The organism is Bacteroides sp. BFG-606 (assembly GCF_024788145.1).
Classification (GTDB): Bacteria; Bacteroidota; Bacteroidia; order Bacteroidales; family Bacteroidaceae; genus Bacteroides; species Bacteroides vicugnae.
In genome coordinates, this window is the sequence record NZ_JANUIL010000001.1 from 5,330,828 (window position 1) to 5,350,382 (window position 19,555).

At 43.8% G+C, this 19,555-nt stretch carries 8 protein-coding genes, 2 tRNA genes, 3 rRNA genes, 1 other RNA gene and 2 pseudogenes; 3 read left to right on the top strand and 13 right to left on the bottom strand.

Going from position 1 to position 19,555, the window contains the following annotated elements; translation table 11 throughout:
• Positions 1 to 202: 202 nt before the first annotated feature.
• The 13 genes and pseudogenes from rrf to NXV01_RS20580 all read right to left on the bottom strand — a co-directional run bounded on the left by rrf (position 203) and on the right by NXV01_RS20580 (position 14,296).
• Positions 203 to 313 (bottom strand): 5S ribosomal RNA (gene rrf, locus NXV01_RS20520).
• A gap of 77 nt (positions 314 to 390) precedes the next feature.
• A 23S ribosomal RNA gene (locus NXV01_RS20525) occupies positions 391 to 3,271 on the bottom strand.
• Positions 3,272 to 3,431: 160 nt separating this feature from the next.
• Positions 3,432 to 3,505: transfer RNA gene (locus NXV01_RS20530), tRNA-Ala, on the bottom strand.
• Positions 3,506 to 3,563: 58 nt separating this feature from the next.
• Positions 3,564 to 3,640 (bottom strand) — tRNA-Ile (locus tag NXV01_RS20535).
• A gap of 208 nt (positions 3,641 to 3,848) precedes the next feature.
• Positions 3,849 to 5,377 (bottom strand): 16S ribosomal RNA (locus tag NXV01_RS20540).
• The 16S, 23S and 5S rRNA genes sit together here with 2 tRNA genes alongside, the layout of an rRNA operon.
• Positions 5,378 to 6,619: 1,242 nt before the next feature.
• On the bottom strand, positions 6,620 to 6,760 hold the full coding sequence (locus NXV01_RS20545) for a hypothetical protein (protein ID WP_259023147.1): 141 nt from the start codon (positions 6,758 to 6,760) through the stop codon (positions 6,620 to 6,622).
• Positions 6,761 to 6,822: 62 nt separating this feature from the next.
• Positions 6,823 to 8,034, bottom strand: coding sequence for a clostripain-related cysteine peptidase (locus NXV01_RS20550; protein WP_148367910.1), 1,212 nt, complete (start codon positions 8,032 to 8,034; stop codon positions 6,823 to 6,825).
• Between the two features lie 90 nt (positions 8,035 to 8,124).
• Complete coding sequence (locus NXV01_RS20555) at positions 8,125 to 8,526, bottom strand: hypothetical protein (RefSeq protein WP_004296669.1); 402 nt, start codon at positions 8,524 to 8,526, stop codon at positions 8,125 to 8,127.
• A 77-nt stretch (positions 8,527 to 8,603) separates the two neighbouring features.
• Positions 8,604 to 9,227 (bottom strand): murein L,D-transpeptidase catalytic domain-containing protein, encoded by a 624-nt coding sequence (locus tag NXV01_RS20560; RefSeq protein WP_148367909.1) that lies wholly within the window; start codon positions 9,225 to 9,227, stop codon positions 8,604 to 8,606.
• Between the two features lie 134 nt (positions 9,228 to 9,361).
• On the bottom strand, positions 9,362 to 10,222 hold the full coding sequence (locus NXV01_RS20565; RefSeq protein WP_002561589.1) for an RNA polymerase sigma factor RpoD/SigA: 861 nt from the start codon (positions 10,220 to 10,222) through the stop codon (positions 9,362 to 9,364).
• Positions 10,223 to 10,405: 183 nt separating this feature from the next.
• Positions 10,406 to 11,940, bottom strand: a pseudogene (locus NXV01_RS20570) (trypsin-like peptidase domain-containing protein).
• A gap of 219 nt (positions 11,941 to 12,159) precedes the next feature.
• On the bottom strand, positions 12,160 to 13,311 hold the full coding sequence (locus NXV01_RS20575; protein WP_148367907.1) for a dipeptide epimerase: 1,152 nt from the start codon (positions 13,309 to 13,311) through the stop codon (positions 12,160 to 12,162).
• Positions 13,312 to 13,315: 4 nt separating this feature from the next.
• Positions 13,316 to 14,296 (bottom strand): NlpC/P60 family protein, encoded by a 981-nt coding sequence (locus NXV01_RS20580; protein ID WP_234133884.1) that lies wholly within the window; start codon positions 14,294 to 14,296, stop codon positions 13,316 to 13,318.
• Positions 14,297 to 14,394: 98 nt separating this feature from the next.
• On the opposite strand from NXV01_RS20580, the gene rnpB reads away from it, so the two are divergent.
• The 3 genes and pseudogenes from rnpB to NXV01_RS20595 all read left to right on the top strand — a co-directional run bounded on the left by rnpB (position 14,395) and on the right by NXV01_RS20595 (position 19,552).
• An RNA gene (gene rnpB, locus NXV01_RS20585) (RNase P RNA component class A) lies at positions 14,395 to 14,781 on the top strand.
• Between the two features lie 112 nt (positions 14,782 to 14,893).
• A complete protein-coding gene (locus tag NXV01_RS20590) occupies positions 14,894 to 16,213 on the top strand; it encodes a YihY/virulence factor BrkB family protein (RefSeq protein ID WP_099147404.1) in 1,320 nt (439 codons plus the stop codon).
• Between the two features lie 54 nt (positions 16,214 to 16,267).
• Positions 16,268 to 19,552 (top strand): annotated as a pseudogene (locus NXV01_RS20595) (S41 family peptidase).
• The last annotated feature ends 3 nt before the right edge of the window (positions 19,553 to 19,555 follow it).

Sequence of the window (19,555 nt, forward strand, 5' to 3'; positions counted from 1 at the left end):
CCAAAAGACATTTGGAAACATGTAGATACTTAAAACGGCAAATGGGATATTAATACAAGATTAAATAACAAAAGCTATCGGTATTTCACCAAATTCTTAAAAAACAGGAAACCAAGCTCACGGAAGTTGAATATTAATAAAAACAGAAGTGATAAAACACAGAAAGCCCCTTGACTCAAAATGAATCAAGGGGCTTCTTCAAAAACGGCGGCTACCTACTCTCCCACTGTTACGCAGTACCATCGGCGTGACGAGGCTTAACTTCTCTGTTCGGAATGGGAAGAGGTGGAACCCTCGTGCTATAACCACCTGAATAAGGTTATGACATGATGAAAAGTAAAACTTCAGTGTCTAGCAAGCTAAACGTATATACCCAACCGGTACATGTTCGAAAGAAAGTGAACGGGCAATTAGTAATGCTCGGCTTTGATGTTACCACCTTTACACCTGCATCCTATCAACGTCATCGTCTTTGACGACCCTAAGAAATCTAATCTTGTGGCTGGCTTCGTACTTAGATGCTTTCAGCACTTATCCAATCCCGACTTAGATACCCAGCAATGCACCTGGCGGCACAACTGGTAAACCAGCGGTCAGTCCAACACGGTCCTCTCGTACTAGTGTCAGAGCCACGCAAATTTCATACGCCCACGATAGATAGAGACCGAACTGTCTCACGACGTTCTGAACCCAGCTCGCGTGCCACTTTAATGGGCGAACAGCCCAACCCTTGGGACCTTCTCCAGCCCCAGGATGTGACGAGCCGACATCGAGGTGCCAAACCCCTCCGTCGATATGAGCTCTTGGGAGGGATCAGCCTGTTATCCCCGGAGTACCTTTTATCCTTTGAGCGATGTCCCTTCCATACGGAAACACCGGATCACTATGCTCTAGTTTCCTACCTGATCGACTTGTCTGTCTCCCAGTCAAGCGCCCTTATGCCATTACACTCTACGGACGGTTACCAATCGTCCTGAGGGCACCTTTTAGAAGCCTCCGTTACACTTTTGGAGGCGACCACCCCAGTCAAACTACCCACCAAACAGTGTCCTCGCAGCAGCGAGTTAGAACTCAAATAATCAAAGGGCCGTATTTCAACAGCGACTCCACAAATACTGGCGTACCTGCTTCAAAGTCTCCGGCCTATCCTACACATCAATTACCCAAATTCAATGTTAAGCTATAGTAAAGGTTCACGGGGTCTTTTCGTCCCATCGCGGGTAATCGGCATCTTCACCGATACTACAATTTCACTGAGCTCACGGTTGAGACAGTGTCCAGATCATTACACCATTCGTGCAGGTCGGAACTTACCCGACAAGGAATTTCGCTACCTTAGGACCGTTATAGTTACGGCCGCCGTTTACTGGGGCTTCAATTCAATGCTTCTCTTGCGATGACATCTCCTCTTAACCTTCCAGCACCGGGCAGGTGTCAGGCTGTATACGTTATCTTTCAATTTAGCACAGCCCTGTGTTTTTGTTAAACAGTTGCCTGGACCTATTCTCTGCGCCCAACTCTCGTTGGGACCCTTTATCCCGAAGTTACAGGGTCAATTTGCCTAGTTCCTTAACCGTGAATCACTCAAGCGCCTTAGTATATTCAACCCGACTACGTGTGTCCGTTTGCGGTACGGGTACCTTAAAGATTAAGTTTAGCGGATTTTCTTGGGAGTATGTTTACACGCACTATTACCTCATTCCGAAGAATTCGGTATACTATCAGGTTCGACTCTTGCGGTGGATTTGCCTGCCGCAATCAACATCTACACCCTTCAACGGACTATTCCGTCAGTCCGCGGCGCTGTCACTCCTCCGTCTCCACGTCACTCTTTAAGGTAGTACAGGAATATTAACCTGTTCTGCCATCGGCCTCACCGTTCGGCTGAGCCTTAGGACCCGACTAACCCTGATCCGATTAGCGTTGATCAGGAAACCTTAGTCTTTCGGCGAGGGGGTTTCTCACCCCCTTTATCGTTACTTATACCTACATTTGCTTTTCCACACGCTCCAGCAAAGCTCACGCTTCACCTTCGACGCGGAGTGGAATGCTCCCCTACCGATCCTTACGGATCCCATAGCTTCGGTAAATTGCTTGATGCCCGATTATTATCCACGCCAAACTCCTCGACTAGTGAGCTGTTACGCACTCTTTAAATGAATGGCTGCTTCCAAGCCAACATCCTAGCTGTCTTAGCAATCTGACTTCGTTAGTTCAACTTAGCAATTATTTCGGGACCTTAGCTGATGGTCTGGATTCTTCTCCTTTAGGACATGGACCTTAGCACCCATGCCCTCACTCCTGGGATCGAACTACTGCGCATTCGGAGTTTATCAAGACTTGATAGGCGGTGAAGCCCTCGCATCTTATCAGTCGCTCTACCTCACAGTAGTAATTCCCAAGGCTGCACCTAAATGCATTTCGGGGAGTACGAGCTATCTCCAAGTTTGATTAGCCTTTCACCCCCACCCTCAGTTCATCCGGAAGCTTTTCAACGCTTATCGGTTCGGTCCTCCAGTTAGTGTTACCTAACCTTCAACCTGACCAAGGGTAGATCACTTGGTTTCGCGTCTACTCCTTCCGACTAATCGCCCTGTTCAGACTCGCTTTCGCTTCGGCTTCATGTCTTGAGACACTTAACCTTGCCGGAAAAAGTAACTCGTAGGTTCATTATGCAAAAGGCACGCCGTCACTGCTTACGCAGCTCCGACCGCTTGTAGGCGCACGGTTTCAGGGACTATTTCACTCTTCTATTCGAAGTGCTTTTCACCTTTCCTTCACAGTACTGGTTCGCTATCGGTCTCTCGGGAGTATTTAGCCTTACCGGATGGTCCCGGCAGATTCACGCAAGATTTCTCGTGTCCCGCGCTACTCAGGATACCACTACGCTTCGTTTCACTTCGTATACCGGACTATCACCGTCTATGGTCCCATTTTCCAAAGGGTTCTACTCATGAAATGTCTTGCGATGTCGTGGTCCTACAACCCCAATATTGCCGTAACAACATTGGTTTGGGCTAATCCCCGTTCGCTCGCCACTACTAGGGGAATCATTATTATTTTCTTTTCCTACAGGTACTAAGATGTTTCAGTTCCCTGCGTTAGCTTCCATCTAGGATGGATGACATTCCTTCAGAATGCCGGGTTGTCCCATTCGGAAATCTTCGGATCAAAGGTTATTTGCACCTGCCCGAAGCTTATCGCAGCTTATCACGTCCTTCATCGCCTCCGAGAGCCAAGGCATCCGCCATGCGCCCTTGCTTACTTTCTTTCAAACTTCTTATTCTCGTATTGGTATTGACTTTGGAATTGCTTCCCGATGTCAATATTGCATACTCGAACACGTACGGTTTGATATATACTTTTAGCTCTTACTAAAATTTTACTTTTTGTACATCATGTCAAAGATCGTTTCTCTTTTTCAGAGATCGTGGAGAATAACGGATTCGAACCGTTGACCCTCTGCGTGCAAGGCAGATGCTCTAGCCAGCTGAGCTAATCCCCCAAGAGGTTATCAAGAATTACTGCATTCCGCTTACGCGGCATTTCCTCGTTCTTGAGCTTGGTAGTCCCAGGCAGAGTTGAACTGCCGACCTCTACATTATCAGTGTAGCGCTCTAACCAACTGAGCTATAGGACTAGTTCAACCTTGTCTACCTGTATGTTAGACTCGGCTTCTTTTTTCTCTTGTTTATCTCTATCTATACTTCTATAGATGGTTGATCTATATATTATAAATAAACAAGTACCAGTAGTACAAAAAACAGAACCTTTAAAGTCACTTTTTTTTACGATGTTGTATTTTACATTATTCATGCAGAATTACATCGTTTACGGCATCACTCCAGAAAGGAGGTGTTCCAGCCGCACCTTCCGGTACGGCTACCTTGTTACGACTTAGCCCCAATTACCAGTTTTACCCTAGGACGCTCCTTGCGGTTACGTACTTCAGGTACCCCCGGCTTTCATGGCTTGACGGGCGGTGTGTACAAGGCCCGGGAACGTATTCACCGCGCCATGGCTGATGCGCGATTACTAGCGAATCCAGCTTCACGAAGTCGGGTTGCAGACTTCGATCCGAACTGAGAGAGGTTTTTGGGATTAGCATCCTGTCACCAGGTAGCTGCCTTCTGTACCCCCCATTGTAACACGTGTGTAGCCCCGGACGTAAGGGCCGTGCTGATTTGACGTCATCCCCACCTTCCTCACATCTTACGACGGCAGTCTCTCCAGAGTCCTCAGCATGACCTGTTAGTAACTGAAGATAAGGGTTGCGCTCGTTATGGCACTTAAGCCGACACCTCACGGCACGAGCTGACGACAACCATGCAGCACCTTCACATTTGCCTTGCGGCTATATAGTTTCCTACATATTCAAATGCAATTTAAGCCCGGGTAAGGTTCCTCGCGTATCATCGAATTAAACCACATGTTCCTCCGCTTGTGCGGGCCCCCGTCAATTCCTTTGAGTTTCACCGTTGCCGGCGTACTCCCCAGGTGGAATACTTAATGCTTTCGCTTGGCCGCTTACTGTATATCGCAAACAGCGAGTATTCATCGTTTACTGTGTGGACTACCAGGGTATCTAATCCTGTTTGATACCCACACTTTCGAGCATCAGTGTCAGTAACAGTCTAGTGAGCTGCCTTCGCAATCGGAGTTCTTCGTGATATCTAAGCATTTCACCGCTACACCACGAATTCCGCCCACCTCTACTGTACTCAAGACTACCAGTTTCAACTGCAATTTTACGGTTGAGCCGCAAACTTTCACAACTGACTTAACAATCCACCTACGCTCCCTTTAAACCCAATAAATCCGGATAACGCTCGGATCCTCCGTATTACCGCGGCTGCTGGCACGGAGTTAGCCGATCCTTATTCATATGGTACATACAAAATTCCACACGTGGAAAACTTTATTCCCATATAAAAGAAGTTTACAACCCATAGGGCAGTCATCCTTCACGCTACTTGGCTGGTTCAGACTTACGTCCATTGACCAATATTCCTCACTGCTGCCTCCCGTAGGAGTTTGGACCGTGTCTCAGTTCCAATGTGGGGGACCTTCCTCTCAGAACCCCTATCCATCGTAGTCTTGGTGGGCCGTTACCCCGCCAACAAACTAATGGAACGCATCCCCATCGATAACCGAAATTCTTTAATATCAATCTCATGCGGGATTGATATGCTATCGGATATTAATCTTTCTTTCGAAAGGCTATCCCCGAGTTATCGGCAGGTTGGATACGTGTTACTCACCCGTGCGCCGGTCGCCATCTTCACTTTGCAAGCAAAATGAAATGCTGCCCCTCGACTTGCATGTGTTAAGCCTGTAGCTAGCGTTCATCCTGAGCCAGGATCAAACTCTTCATTGTAAAAGTATTTTTATCATCGATTAAGATGATCTTTTTGCTCTGTTCAGGACGCCGTAATTTTATTGACCTTATTCAAATACCTGTTAGTCTTAATTGTATCGCTACTTCATAAGACAAGTATTGACGGTTCTATTTTTACTTGTACTACTTGTATTGTTTATCAATATTTCAAAGAACTTGTTGCTTTCGTTTTAAAAGCGGGTGCAAAGGTAAGGGCTTTATTTTTAACTACCAAACTTTTTCGGAAGTTTTTTTTCAGTTTTTCTTTTTACTCAATTTCTCTGGCTCTCTATGCGAAAGGGAAAGAATGTATGAAAGAAGAACTCGCCGGTTTTCTTTGCGAATCGGACTGCAAAGATAAGAACTTTATTTAGTACTATCCAAACTTTTTCGGAAGTTTTTTGTTCTTTTCTTTAAGTGGGATTCCGCTTTTTCACTAAGTCAATTTTTCAAGGCTTTCTTCTCTTGGAAAGCGGGTGCAAAAGTAGCCCCTTTTGGTATACAATCCAAATATATCAAACTATTTTTTCTAATTATTTTTGAATACATTTGCTAAAGTGCTGAAGCAGAACGATGTTGTAGAACATATTTTTTTGATAGGATTAGAAGGGCGTAGAAATAGACGAGGAAATGAGAGTAATACCAGATGCATTAGGAAAGCCTTAGAAGAGCTATGGTTTTACGAGTGCTAAAGCATAGCTTTAGCACTCGTAAAGCACCGCTTTAGCATTGTCAAATCACCGCATTGTTAATAACAAGCGGGGACAGTAGGGACACTTTTTCGAGGCACCATCACACACACGCGTACATATATATGCTCCCTGACTAGCTACATTGATAAACATTCCGCATTGGGTCAGAAGTCAGGAGGGGTACATATCTTCCTTCACCTCATGGCAGCCACCAGCTACCATACCTATGTACAGACCAATTCTGCTCTCTACTTGTCAAAGAAGAAATTCTCATCAACATTCATACGATAACTAATGTCTACAGAAAGAAGGAACGGCAGAATATGCGTGACATGGGCAGTAGAAGTGTCCGCTCCGGCTTTACAGATAAGCCCTATTCCGTTAACGTCAATGTTTGCAGAATACCTATGGATATTATTCCTCAAAATAAAGATCACTCTATTTGCGGACATTTACAGGACTTCCGTGGTTCATAAGACGCTCACCAGTTCAGCCAGTCAGCTTCGGAGAAAAAAACAATGAGATATTGCGGTTCACTACCCGATAACACTCATTCTTCACCGCCATCCCCTTCTTCCCCCATCGTTTCATTATTTTCTACCTTATTATACGCGCGCATGTGTGTGTGTGTGTGTGTGAGAATATTATGCGGTGTCCCCACTGTCCCCTTTGTACCTGCTCCACTATTCATGACTTTATTTTTGCAAGGGTGGCTCCTGCGTGCGTTGGTATTTGGAAAACTCCCTCTCGCATTTACCAACCAGTTTCATTCCATCCGGCAGCGGAATACCATTGTAATGTTCGATAAAAATTATTCATTGCAGAACTATGCGTTCCATTAGGAATGTATGTAGAAAGTCCTTCTGCTTTTTCCATAGAAAACATATTCTTGGTTATTCCCGAATAATTTTTTGAGGTAGTCTTAGAATATATAACAGTCTCAACGAAGGATTGACGCCATAACTGATAATCTGTATTATCTTTTCCTCCCGTCAAAGTCTGAATTAAATTATCAAAATCATAATTGGCATGATTATTAAAATCATAAAGCAATATACCATTACGATCTACCACGCTTTCATCTTTGATATACTTAGGAATAATAGTTTTAGTAACCATAGCGAAATTGTCTAAAGCAGTACTATTAATCACAGAAATAGCAACTCCACCTGTCCAGTTAGCATCACTCCATGGTATTTCACCTGTATAATATCTTTCATAATAATCAAAATAAGCATTTGCGATATTAATGGGTAAATTATTTTCAGTAAACATTTCCGGAACAACCGCACTATAAGGTGCTCCAGGCCCTGGTATTTCAGTAGGTGAACCAATAAAATATTCTGCACAATCGCGTAACTCATAAGCTACTTCAACAGCCTGCATAGAACACGAATCAAATAAGATAAATTTCAGAGGTTTAGGAAAAGAAGACAATAACACTTCATGAAAATCCGGGATATTCATTTGGGTTAGACGATAATATCCGATTGAGCGAGAGTTTGCATCTTTAGTAGCCGGCACCCATGAAGAACTATGAGATAGAAAAACAAAGCCATAACTATCTGCAGGGAAGTAACTAACTGTTTGAGAAATAACAGCAGACATCACATTCTTATCTAAAGGATTTTGCTCAGCATAAGTAAAAAGGGTATCTGCCACTACTTCACCATTCTGATTTTTTAATGAAATAAGATGGGGAACATCATCAACCATTTCGCTATAAACCACTAAGTTGCATTTGGAATAGTCAACCTCTTCCATCCCCTTTTTCATGTCTCTAAAATTATTTTTAAAGAGAGTAGACAGTTCGTTGTTCCCATTATCACCTACAATATATATCAACACAGTACGCCCCACCTGTTCACGTGGTTGAGGTGTAATAGGACCTTCTTCATCATCGTGACAAGCTGCCACCAACATTGCAACACAGAACAAAAGGGATAATATTTTAATCTTTCTCATAATATTTTTTATTAATGACGAGGCAAAGATAAAAAAATAAGAGATGCAAAACTGCATCTCTTATTATATTAACAATTCAACTATTGCTTATTACTCTTCCGGTTTCGTAAAATGGAATTTATCGGAATCAATCCGCGACACCGTCATTCTATTATTCTTCTTGTATTTATTCAGAATCTTCGTTGCTTCTTTCTCTAATTTCTTCTTGTTTTCCGAGAAGTAAATCATACATGTACTATTCTGCTGCAACTGATTATCCTCCAGATAATTCTTCAACTGATAACTATATAACTCACGGTGAGACAAGAAACCTTCCTTGCTGACCTTCGCACTATCTAATATCTGAATGTCCGTGAAATAGACTACTGTATCCGTAAATGAAGCAGAAATTCCAAAAGCATAAACTGGTTTAGAGTGGTCTTTTTTCAAGGAAAAAGCGGAGCACATGGTAAACACAAGTGCAATTGCAAATAGTATTTTTACGTATTTCATATCATATAATTTTTAACCTTGCAAAGGTAACAAAAAAGAGGAGATTACCTCTATTTATCTCAAATAAATAGCATTTCTTAGTCATAGACCCATAACAGGACTGGTTTCTTTTCCGCTTTGAGCAACCCGTCAACTTTCCTCATCACTTCATCAGATATTACAGGACACCCCTGACTGATTCCTAACGGAAGATGCAAAGGATATACCTCTGTTTCCGGCAATGGAGTATAAGAATGCAACACGATATACCGCTTGAAGGCATTATTATTCGTCGCTTCCAATCCATGTAATTTATAATGAATATTGATTCCCCACTTGCTATACGACCGGATACCCACCTTGTATTTCCCCAACGAAGAGCAATAGCTACCTTCCACATTGCTGAATACAGGCTTGGACACAGTGCTATTTTTCCCATATCCATGAGCACAGAGACTAGCATATTTCACAGAATCTCCCTTGAAGTCCCATACAAAGAAACGCCTCTTACCAGAATGAATACTGAAATCTACCAGAAAGCAATAATTCGTATTATATCCGTTCTTATCACAATAAGCCTTTCCCGCCTGTGCTTTCTCCCGCAAACGCTGCTCTACTTTAGCAGGCACCGAATCAGAAGAGGATGCCGCACATTTTGCATATGCCACCATCCCAGCTCCCAAAGCAATAAGAACCAATGATATTAAAACTGACCTTTTCATTAAACTCGCATAGTATAAGATTGAATTATAGAATGGGGCTTATGTAAAAAGTCGCATAAGTACATTCTTCTATATGAAAAGTGCGACTTATGCGACTCAAATTCTTTTTTCTTTCAGAAACTGATATTCCTTACTTATCCCAAGTAAGATTTGAGCAATTTACTACGATTACTTTGTCTAAGTCTTCTAATTGCTTTTTCTTTAATCTGACGAACGCGCTCACGTGTGAGGCCAAATTTATCGCCGATTTCTTCCAATGTCATTTCTTGCTGTCCGATACCGAAAAACATCTGAATGATTTCTTTTTCTCTATCGGTTAACGTAGAAAGAGCTCTATCAATTTCCCTCGCAAGAGACTCATTAACCAGAGAGCGGTCCGCCATTGGCGAATCATCGTTAACCAACACATCCAACAGGCTGTTGTCCTCCCCTTCCACAAAAGGCGCATCCACCGAAATATGACGGCCGGATACCTTCAGCGTATCAGAGATTTTATCAACCGGAATTTCCAGTTCGTCTGCCAACTCCTCGGGAGACGGACGCCGCTCGTTTTCCTGTTCAAACTTCGAGAAGGCTTTGCTGATCTTATTCAGCGAACCTACCTGATTCAACGGGAGACGAACAATACGCGACTGCTCTGCCAATGCTTGCAGAATAGACTGGCGAATCCACCATACAGCGTAGCTAATGAACTTAAATCCACGTGTTTCATCAAATTTCTCGGCAGCCTTAATCAGTCCTAAATTGCCTTCATTAATCAAGTCAGGCAAACTCAAACCTTGGTTTTGGTACTGTTTAGCCACAGATACGACGAAACGAAGATTGGCACGTGTCAATTTTTCCAATGCTACACGGTCACCCTTACGAATGCGTTGAGCGAGTTCCACTTCTTCCTCGACAGTAATCAGGTCTTCACGGCCGATTTCCTGCAAATACTTATCAAGAGAAGCGCTCTCTCTGTTAGTGATACTTTTGGTAATCTTTAGTTGTCTCATTCTTTAAAAACAGATTTGGAGTGCAAAGTTACGACAAATAATTTGTTAACATACAAAATTAAGTAACTTTTACACTATATTTTTCATCTAATAAAACAAAAAGAGATGCCGACAAGTTGATTGGCGGCATCCTTTTTCTATTTCATTAGCTTATCCTGTGATCTTCTTACCTTATTTTATATATTACTCTTGAGTCAGATCGACAGCGAAATATCCGCGTTTACCAGATGGGAACACACCAGTCAGGAACAATACCTGATTCGGAGACTTAACAGCAGCTTTCATCACTTCTTCCAGATCGCTGACTTTGCGCATCGGCTGGTCATTAGCTTTCAGGATAATGAAGCCTTTACGAACTCCCGCATCCGACATCTTACCGGAGGAAACTCCTGTCACTTGCAGACCGTAACCCAGATTCAATTGCTTCTTCAAGTCATCCGGCAACTCTTTGAAAGCAGCTCCCAGGATTTCCATACCTGCATCCTTCACAATCTTGGTAGTACCTTGCTCGTTCTTCAACGTTACTTCAACGGTCTTTTCCTTCTTATCGCGCATCAGTTTCACTTTCACCTTATCACCCGGACGATGTTTAGCAAGTGCTTCCTGCAAGTCAGCCATATTGGACACTTTCTTATTATCCACACCGATAATTACGTCATCGACTTTGATATCAGCTCCTGCAGCAGAACCATTCTCTACGATTTCAGAGACCCATACTCCTTCTACAACACCCAGTTCTTTAGCTTTATCTGCCAGTGTCTTACCGGATTTGTCAATCGGCTGACGGTCGTCCATCAAACTGCTACCGATAGAGCCACCACGAATACCGAGCAATGCACGTTGTACTGTTCCGTATTGTTTCAGGTCGGCAATTACTTTCGTCATAATGCTGGTCGGGATAGCAAAACCGTATCCTGCATAAGCACCTGTCGGAGAAGAAAGCACTGAATTGATACCAACCAATTCACCTTTGGCATTTACCAGTGCACCACCACTGTTACCCTGGTTGATGGCAGCATCCGTCTGGATGAATGATTCTATACCACCATTATATACTCCCAGAGAACGGGCTTTTGCACTTACGATACCGGCAGTTACAGTAGAGTTCAAATTGAACGGGTTACCTACTGCCAATACCCACTCTCCTACTTTCAACGCTTCGGAGTCTCCCACCGGAATAGTCGGGAAATCATCACCCTCAATTTTCACCAGCGCAAGGTCGGTGCTAGGGTCAGTACCAATCACGCGTCCTTTAAATTCACGGTTATCATTCAGTTTCACACTGATTTCATCCGCACCTTCAATCACGTGATTGTTCGTTACGATATATCCATCCTTCGAGATGATTACTCCCGAACCAAAACCTACACGAGGTTGAGACTGTACCTGACGTTGCTGTCCGCGTCCATCACCAAAAAGAAATCGAAAATGTCCGGCGCTTGCTGAACAGTTCTTGTTTTAGCTTCTTGAGTAGACCTTATATGTACGACAGCATGAAGCGAATTCTCAGCAGCCTGGGTCAAATCAACAGGTTGGGCGTTCACAGCATCAAAAGCAGCCAATTTTACATTGGGATTCTGCTTGAACATCTCATTGAAAGACGTCTCTTTGGCAGCTTCGTTAGATTGCAACAATTTGTAAGTTGTCAATCCTGCAACTCCTGAGCTAAGAAGAACGATTGCTCCTACTCCCAGAATGTTCTTTGTTGTTTGTTTCATGATTTATAATTCTTTAAAATGTTAATATTCGACATTGTTTTAACTTTTACGACGTTAAAATAATAACAAATATCGTTCACTTATTCTACTTGTCACTCTTTTTTGTCCACTTTTAACAGAGAATATTTGGAGCTTAACAGCGGTTAACGACAACACCTGACAAATTTACATTCGTTGTATGTCAGATGGCTTTAACACTCTGACATTCATTCAGTAAAGTCAGATTTTCATGACACCGATTCCGGGTAAGTCATTCAGGGTGATCTTTCCTTTCACCACTTCCACCCCTTTAAAACGATCATTAGAGATAAGCAGGTTGCCATCCAGATCGGCAAAATCAACTAATGGCGAAAACTGTGAAGCTGCAGAAATAGCACAGGAAGTCTCTGTCATACAGCCCACCATCACACGCATGCCGAGTGCATGAGCCAATGTCACCATCTTCCATGCTTCACGCATACCGGTACACTTCATCAGCTTTATATTGATTCCCGTGAAAGCGCCTTTCAAAGCGGCTACATCTCCCAAACGCTGCAAGGATTCATCCGCAAATATCGGTAGCGGGCTCTGTTGCGTTATCCAGGCAATATCCTCTAGCTTCTCCTTAGGCATGGGCTGTTCTATCATCACAACGCCTTTTTCTTTCAACCAATGAATCATATCGAGCGCATATTGGCGGTCTGTCCATCCTTGATTGGCATCTATTGCTATCGGAAGGTCTGTTACCGAACGAATGGTTTCAATCATCTCCTTATCATTGTCCCGTCCCAGTTTCACCTTTAATATATTAAACTGATCGGCACACTCTTTTGTTTTCGCCCGTACCACATCCGGCGTATCGATACCTATCGTAAAGGTAGTGGAAGGTGTCTTTTCTTTGTTCAATCCCCATATCTTATACCAGGGAGCGCCCAACAGTTTCCCTACCAGATCATGAAGGGCGATATCTACCGCAGCTTTCGCTGCCGTATCCTTTGGTGAGAGGCTGTCAACGTATGACAAAATGTCATCCAGCTGAAAAGGATCACTAAACTGTTCCAGATTCACTTTCCCCAGGAAATTCATCACAGACTCTACTGTTTCTCCCAAATAAGGAGGCATAGAGGCTTCTCCGTACCCCGTCACGCCTTCATATTCTATTTCTACCTGCACATCGGGAGTTGTTGTACGCGAATAAGTGGCAACTGTAAACACGTGCCTCAACTTCAGTTCATAAGGAAAAAAAGTCATTTTCATCTTCCCTCCCAAACCGAGCTTATTTATATGAATGGTAGAAAGCGACGATTCTCCGGCTAATGCCTGACGGACTACTAACCCCGAACCAAAAGCAGCCAAAGCTGCCGTTTTCAAAAAATCTCTCCTGTTCTGCATTCTTTTATTTATAAAAGGGGTTCTTATTTGTGGTATTCATTCCTTTCTCCTTATTTATATAAGGTAAGAAACGGACAGCAAAAAGTAAACGCTTCGTGTTGAATTCATCATAGTTTTGATCCGCAGGATTCATGCTGCTGACGTGCACATCTCCCAACGCGTGGATAAACTGCTTGTTTCCGAGGTAAATGCCGACGTGAGAAATACTTTCTTTACGTTCCGCAGTCGCTTTCCGGCCGAAAAACACCAGATCCCCCCGTTTGACATTAGAGAAGTCAGGGGCAATATCGATATGTTCGCCCACATAGGCCTGCTGAGAGGCATCTCTAGGGATAATAATGTCATGCATAAAAAGTACGGTTCGTACCAGTCCGCTACAATCCACTCCCTTGGAAGAGGTTCCTGCCCAAAGATAAGGAATTCCTATCATTGAGTAAGCGGTTTCAATGATGCTTTCAACATCTTGTTTCAGTGAAGCACGCCATTTTGTTTCCGGTTGGGAAATGGATTTCGAAAGATATGCTTTCCGCCCGTCGGGATAAGATACTTGATAGAAATGTCCTTTGTTCCCCTCCCACTTCAAACGATTGCCCGCAACAACATCGGATACGGGTTGGGAACTCTCATCCGGCTTTTCATACGCAAATCCGTAGTGCGAGGTAACCACTATCTTTTCCGCCCGGTTCCATTCATCATACCGTTCTTTCGACATGGGGGTAATCACCATCCGGTGCACCCATCCGGTATAATCATCCGGTGTTTGTATCTCGTACCAACCGTTATACTGAAGTACCTTGACCGGCATTCCCAACAATGCCTGCGTACTCATGCCGGAAGTAAATTTGCCTTCCTCGCGCAAATTGCAAACTGAAATATGTACTACCCCATAAGCCGAATCGGCAGGCATGGGGCGTATTTCCTGTGCTTTCAGGCTAGCTGCCGTCATCGCCAGGAAACAATAGAAAAGGAGGATATTCTTCTTCATTAAAATCCATTTTAATGATAGCAAAGTTAGAAATTATTTCTATTTGTGACACTTTCTTTGGCTAAAACAAAATAAATGACGTATTTTTGCAGCCTAAAGCAGTTGGCCGGTCTGTCGCGTGCATGTTTCGTGCAGGAGGAAAGTCCGGGCAACATAGAGCATCCTACTTCCTAACAGAAAGCTGTCCGCGAGGGTAGAGTAACGTAGAAGAAAATAACCGCCGCTCCTTTCGGGGAGAGGTAAGGGTGAGAAGGTGGGGTAAGAGCCCACCAGTCGCATGGCGACATGCGGGCTGTACGTCTTAGGAGTTGTAAGGTCATGTAAACCGGCGTTATGAGAGTTGCTCGCTCCATGTCGGAGGGTAGACCGCTAAAGTGTCGTGGTGACACGCCACTCAGATAAATGACAGGCACCTGATATAATTAAAGATTAATAATCGGAAATTATATGGGGTACAGAACTCGGCTTATAGGCTGACTGCTTTTTCTTTTAATTATCCATTTAATTACAAATGACTAATGGATGAGGATCGACTGTTCGAGCAAGGCTGTTGTAATCAGTAATTAGTTGCTTGCAATTAGTAATCAGCGAAGAACCATGAAGAAGAAAATCACCGATATATGGAAGTTTCTTACGTATGACATCTGGCGCATTACGGAAGACGAAGTGACCCGGACCAAGTTCTCACTCTACAATATTATAAAGACCGTCTATCTTTGCATCAACCGGTTTACCAAAGACCAAATGGCCAATAAGGCTTCTGCACTGACATATAGCACATTGCTTGCCATTGTACCGATACTTGCCATTCTGTTTGCCGTAGCACGCGGTTTCGGATTTGACAACCTGATGGAACATCAGTTCCGCAACGGCTTCGGAGGGAATATAGAAACAACGGAGGCCATTCTCTCATTTGTCAATTCCTATCTTTCACAGACTAAAGGAGGTATTTTCATTGGAGTCGGTTTGGTGATGTTGTTATGGACGGTTATCAATCTGGTCAGTAATATTGAAATCACCTTCAACCGTATCTGGGAAGTGAAAAAAGCACGATCCATGTATCGCAAGATTACGGACTATTTCTCCATGTTCCTGCTGATGCCGATTCTGATCGTGGTATCCGGAGGACTTTCCCTGTTTATGAGCACCATTCTCAAACAGATGGATGATTTTGTTCTGCTCGCTCCTGTCATGAAATTCATGATACGGCTTATTCCTTTCGTCCTGACATGGCTGATGTTCACCGGACTGTATATCTTTATGCCGAATACGAAAGTGAAATTCAAGCATGCACTCATTGCAGGTATTCTGGCAGGGTCCGCTTATCAGGCTTTTCAGTTTCTGTACATCAACAGCCAGTTGTGGGTGTCAAAGTACAATGCCATTTATGGTAGTTTTGCCGCACTCCCCCTATTTCTGCTTTGGTTGCAGATATCCTGGACAATCTGTTTGTTTGGAGCTGAACTGACGTATGCCGGACAAAATATCCGCAGCTTCAGCTTTGACCAGGACACCCGTAACATCAGCAGACGATACCGGGATTTTATATCCATCCTGATTATGTCACTCATAGCCAAACGATTCGAAAAGAACAAACCGCCCTATACGGCTGCAGAAATATCGGAAGAACACCAGATTCCTATCCGGCTGACAAACCAGGTACTTTATCAGTTACAGGAAATAGAATTGATTCACGAGGTGGTTACCGACGAAAAAAGTGAAGAAATCGGTTACCAGCCTTCAATGGATATCAATCAATTAAATGTGGCTGTCCTGCTAGACCGTTTGGACACATACGGCTCCGAGAATTTCAAAATTGACAAAGATGAAGAATTCAACGACGAATGGAAGGTGCTGACCGAATCCAGAGAAGAATACTATAAAAAAGCAAGTAAAGTATTACTGAAGGATTTGTAGGAAGGCCAAAACTTAAATCGCGAAAAAGAACTTAACACAATTAGATTAGAAAAAATGAAAAAGCTACTGCTAAGTGCATTTGTCATCTGTCTAGCAGGGACAAGCATTGCACAAGAATCTCCTTTATGGATGCGCCACTGCGCTCTTTCGCCAGACGGAACCACCATTGCATTCACCTACAAAGGAGACATCTACACGGTACCGTCAACCGGCGGACGTGCCACACAAATCACTACCAATCCGGCTTTTGATACGGAACCGGTGTGGAGTCCCGACAGCAAACAGATTGCCTTTGCATCGGACAGAATGGGAAGTCTCGACGTTTTCGTCGTATCCAGTGAAGGAGGAACGCCCCAGCGACTGACCACTCATTCGGGCAGTGAGAAACCCGTTGCCTACAAAGATAGCAAACACATTTTATTCACAGCCAACATTGCTCCCTCTGCCGAAGATGCCGGATTTCCTTCCGGTCAGTTCCAGCAAGTATACGAAGTGCCCGTGACGGGAGGACGCCCCACTATGTTCTCATCCATGCCAATGGAATGCATCTCTATCAATAAGGAGGGAGTGATGCTCTATCAAGACAAGAAAGGATACGAAGACTATTGGCGTAAACATCAGGTATCCCCTATTGCCCGCGACATCTGGACATACACTCCCGGAAAAGCCCCTATTTATCAAAAACAAACAACCTTCGGAGGTGAAGACCGTGAACCGGTATGGAGTCCTGATGGCCAATCATTCTATTATTTAAGTGAAGAGAAAGGGTCCTTCAATATATTCCAACGTACTCCCGGAGCCACTACTTCCCGACAAATCACTTTCCACACAAAGCATCCCGTACGCTTTCTAAGCATTTCAACTACAGGCACGCTTTGTTATGGTTATGACGGTGAGATTTATACACTTGTTCCGGGCAAACAACCCCAAAAGGTGAACATTAGTATCCTGGCAGACAAGAATGACAAAGATATTATCCGCCAAATCAAATCCAACGGAGCTACCGATATCGCTGTGTCTCCCAAAGGAAAAGAAGTTGCATTCATTATGCGCGGTGATGTTTACGTAACCTCCATTGACTACAAAACAACCAAACAAATCACCAACACACCCGATCAGGAACGTAACATCAGTTTCGCACCCGACGGACGCACACTCGTCTATTCTTCAGAACGCGATGGATTGTGGCAGCTTTACACTTCCACCATCGTACGCAAAGAGGAGAAACAATTCACCTATGCCACAGAATTGAAAGAAGAACGTTTGACAAACTCCAAAGTGGCTTCTTTCCAACCACAATTCAGCCCTGACGGTAAAGAGGTTGCTTTCCTCGAAAACCGTACCGCTATCCGTGTCATCAATCTGAAAAGCAAGGCTGTACGCACAGTGATGGATGCCAAATATCAATATTCTTATGCCGACGGTGACCAATGGTTCCAATGGAGCCCTGACAGCAAATGGATTCTATCAGACTTCATCGGCATAGGAGGCTGGAACAATAAAGACGTCGTTTTGCTGAAAGCCGACGGAAAAGGCGAAATGGTCAATCTTACCGAAAGCGGATACAGCGACAGCAACGCCAAATGGGTGTTGGGTGGAAAAGCGATGATATGGAACAGTGACCGTGCCGGATACCGTAGCCATGGTAGCTGGGGAAGTGAAGACGACACCTATATTATGTTTTTCGACGTCGATGCCTACAACCGCTTCCTGATGAGCAAAGAAGACATTGCCTTACTTGAAGAAGCGGAAAAGGCAGAGAAAGCAGAAAAAGAAAAAGCCAAGAAAGAAAAGGCAGAGAAGAAAGAAGATACTAAAGACAGTAAGAAGAAAACTACCCAAAATGAGAATGCGAAAAAGACAGTACAGAGGTAAAACCTCTTACATTCGATTTGGAAAATCGTTTTGACCGTATCGTTCGTCTAACTGTAAATTCTTCCCGCCTGGGTGACGCTGTCATGAGTCCGAAGGGTGATATTCTTTATTACCTGGCAGCTTTTGAAGGAGACTACGACCTTTGGGAGCATAAACTGAAAGAAAACACAACTAAAATATTATTAAAAGGAGTTGGCGGCGGCTCACTCATACCGGATAAAGAAGGAAAGAATATCTTTATGTGCACAGGCGGCCGATTGAAGAAAATAGAGATTGCCGGTAGCAAAATTACACCGATAGAATTTGAAGCATTCTTCGATTACCGCCCTTATGATGAACGTGCATACATCTTCGACCACGTTTGCCAGCAAGTAAATGACAAATTCTATATTGCCGACCTGCATGGAGTAGACTGGAAAGGATATAAAAAAGCATACGAACGCTTCTTGCCCCACATCAGTAACAATTATGACTTCACAGAAATGTTGAGTGAATTGCTCGGCGAACTGAACGGCTCCCATACCGGAGCCCGGTTTGCAGCAGGAGGCAGCGCAATGCCTACCGCTACTCTGGGAGTCTTTTACGATGAGTCATACAACGGTGCCGGGTTAAAGATCAAGGAAATCATGAAGCAAAGTCCTTTCACCCAGAAAAAGACAGAAGTGAAGGCAGGTTGCATCATTGAAAAAGTAGACGGCACAACGATTGGAAGCCGGTGCTGATTACTTCCCGTTATTTGAAGGCAAAGTCGGACGCAAAGTAGTACTTACCGTATACGATCCTTCCACTAAAAAACGTTTTGAAGAAACAGTAAAAGCAATCAGCTATGGCACTCAAAGCGAGCTGCTTTACAAACGTTGGGTAGAGCGTTGCGCCAAGAAAGTTGAAGAGCTTTCCGGCGGACGCATTGCTTATGTACATATTAAAGGTATGGACAGCCCCAGCTTCCGCAAGATCTATTCCGAATTGCTCGGTCGTTATCGCAATAAAGAAGCCGTAGTGGTAGATACCCGTCATAATGGTGGTGGATGGCTGCACGATGATGTGGTCACCTTACTTAGCGGAAAGGAATATCAACGTTTCGTGCCACGCGGACAATATATTGGCAGCGATCCATTCAACAAATGGCTGAAAGCCTCATGCATGCTAACTTGTGAAGACAATTACAGCAATGCACATGGCACTCCTTACGTATATAAGACTCTAGGCATTGGTAAACTGATAGGCGCCCCGGTGGCAGGAACGATGACAGCCGTGTGGTGGGAGCGCCAGATAGATCCGTCTATTGTATTCGGTATCCCACAGGTAGGTTGCATGGATATGCAAGGCAACTATCTCGAAAATCAGACCTTGCAACCTGATATTCTAGTCTATAACGAACCGGCAGCCAGCCTGAAAGGAGAAGACGCGCAACTGAAAGCAGCAGTAGACTACCTATTAAAAGATTTGTCAAAAAAGAAATAAATA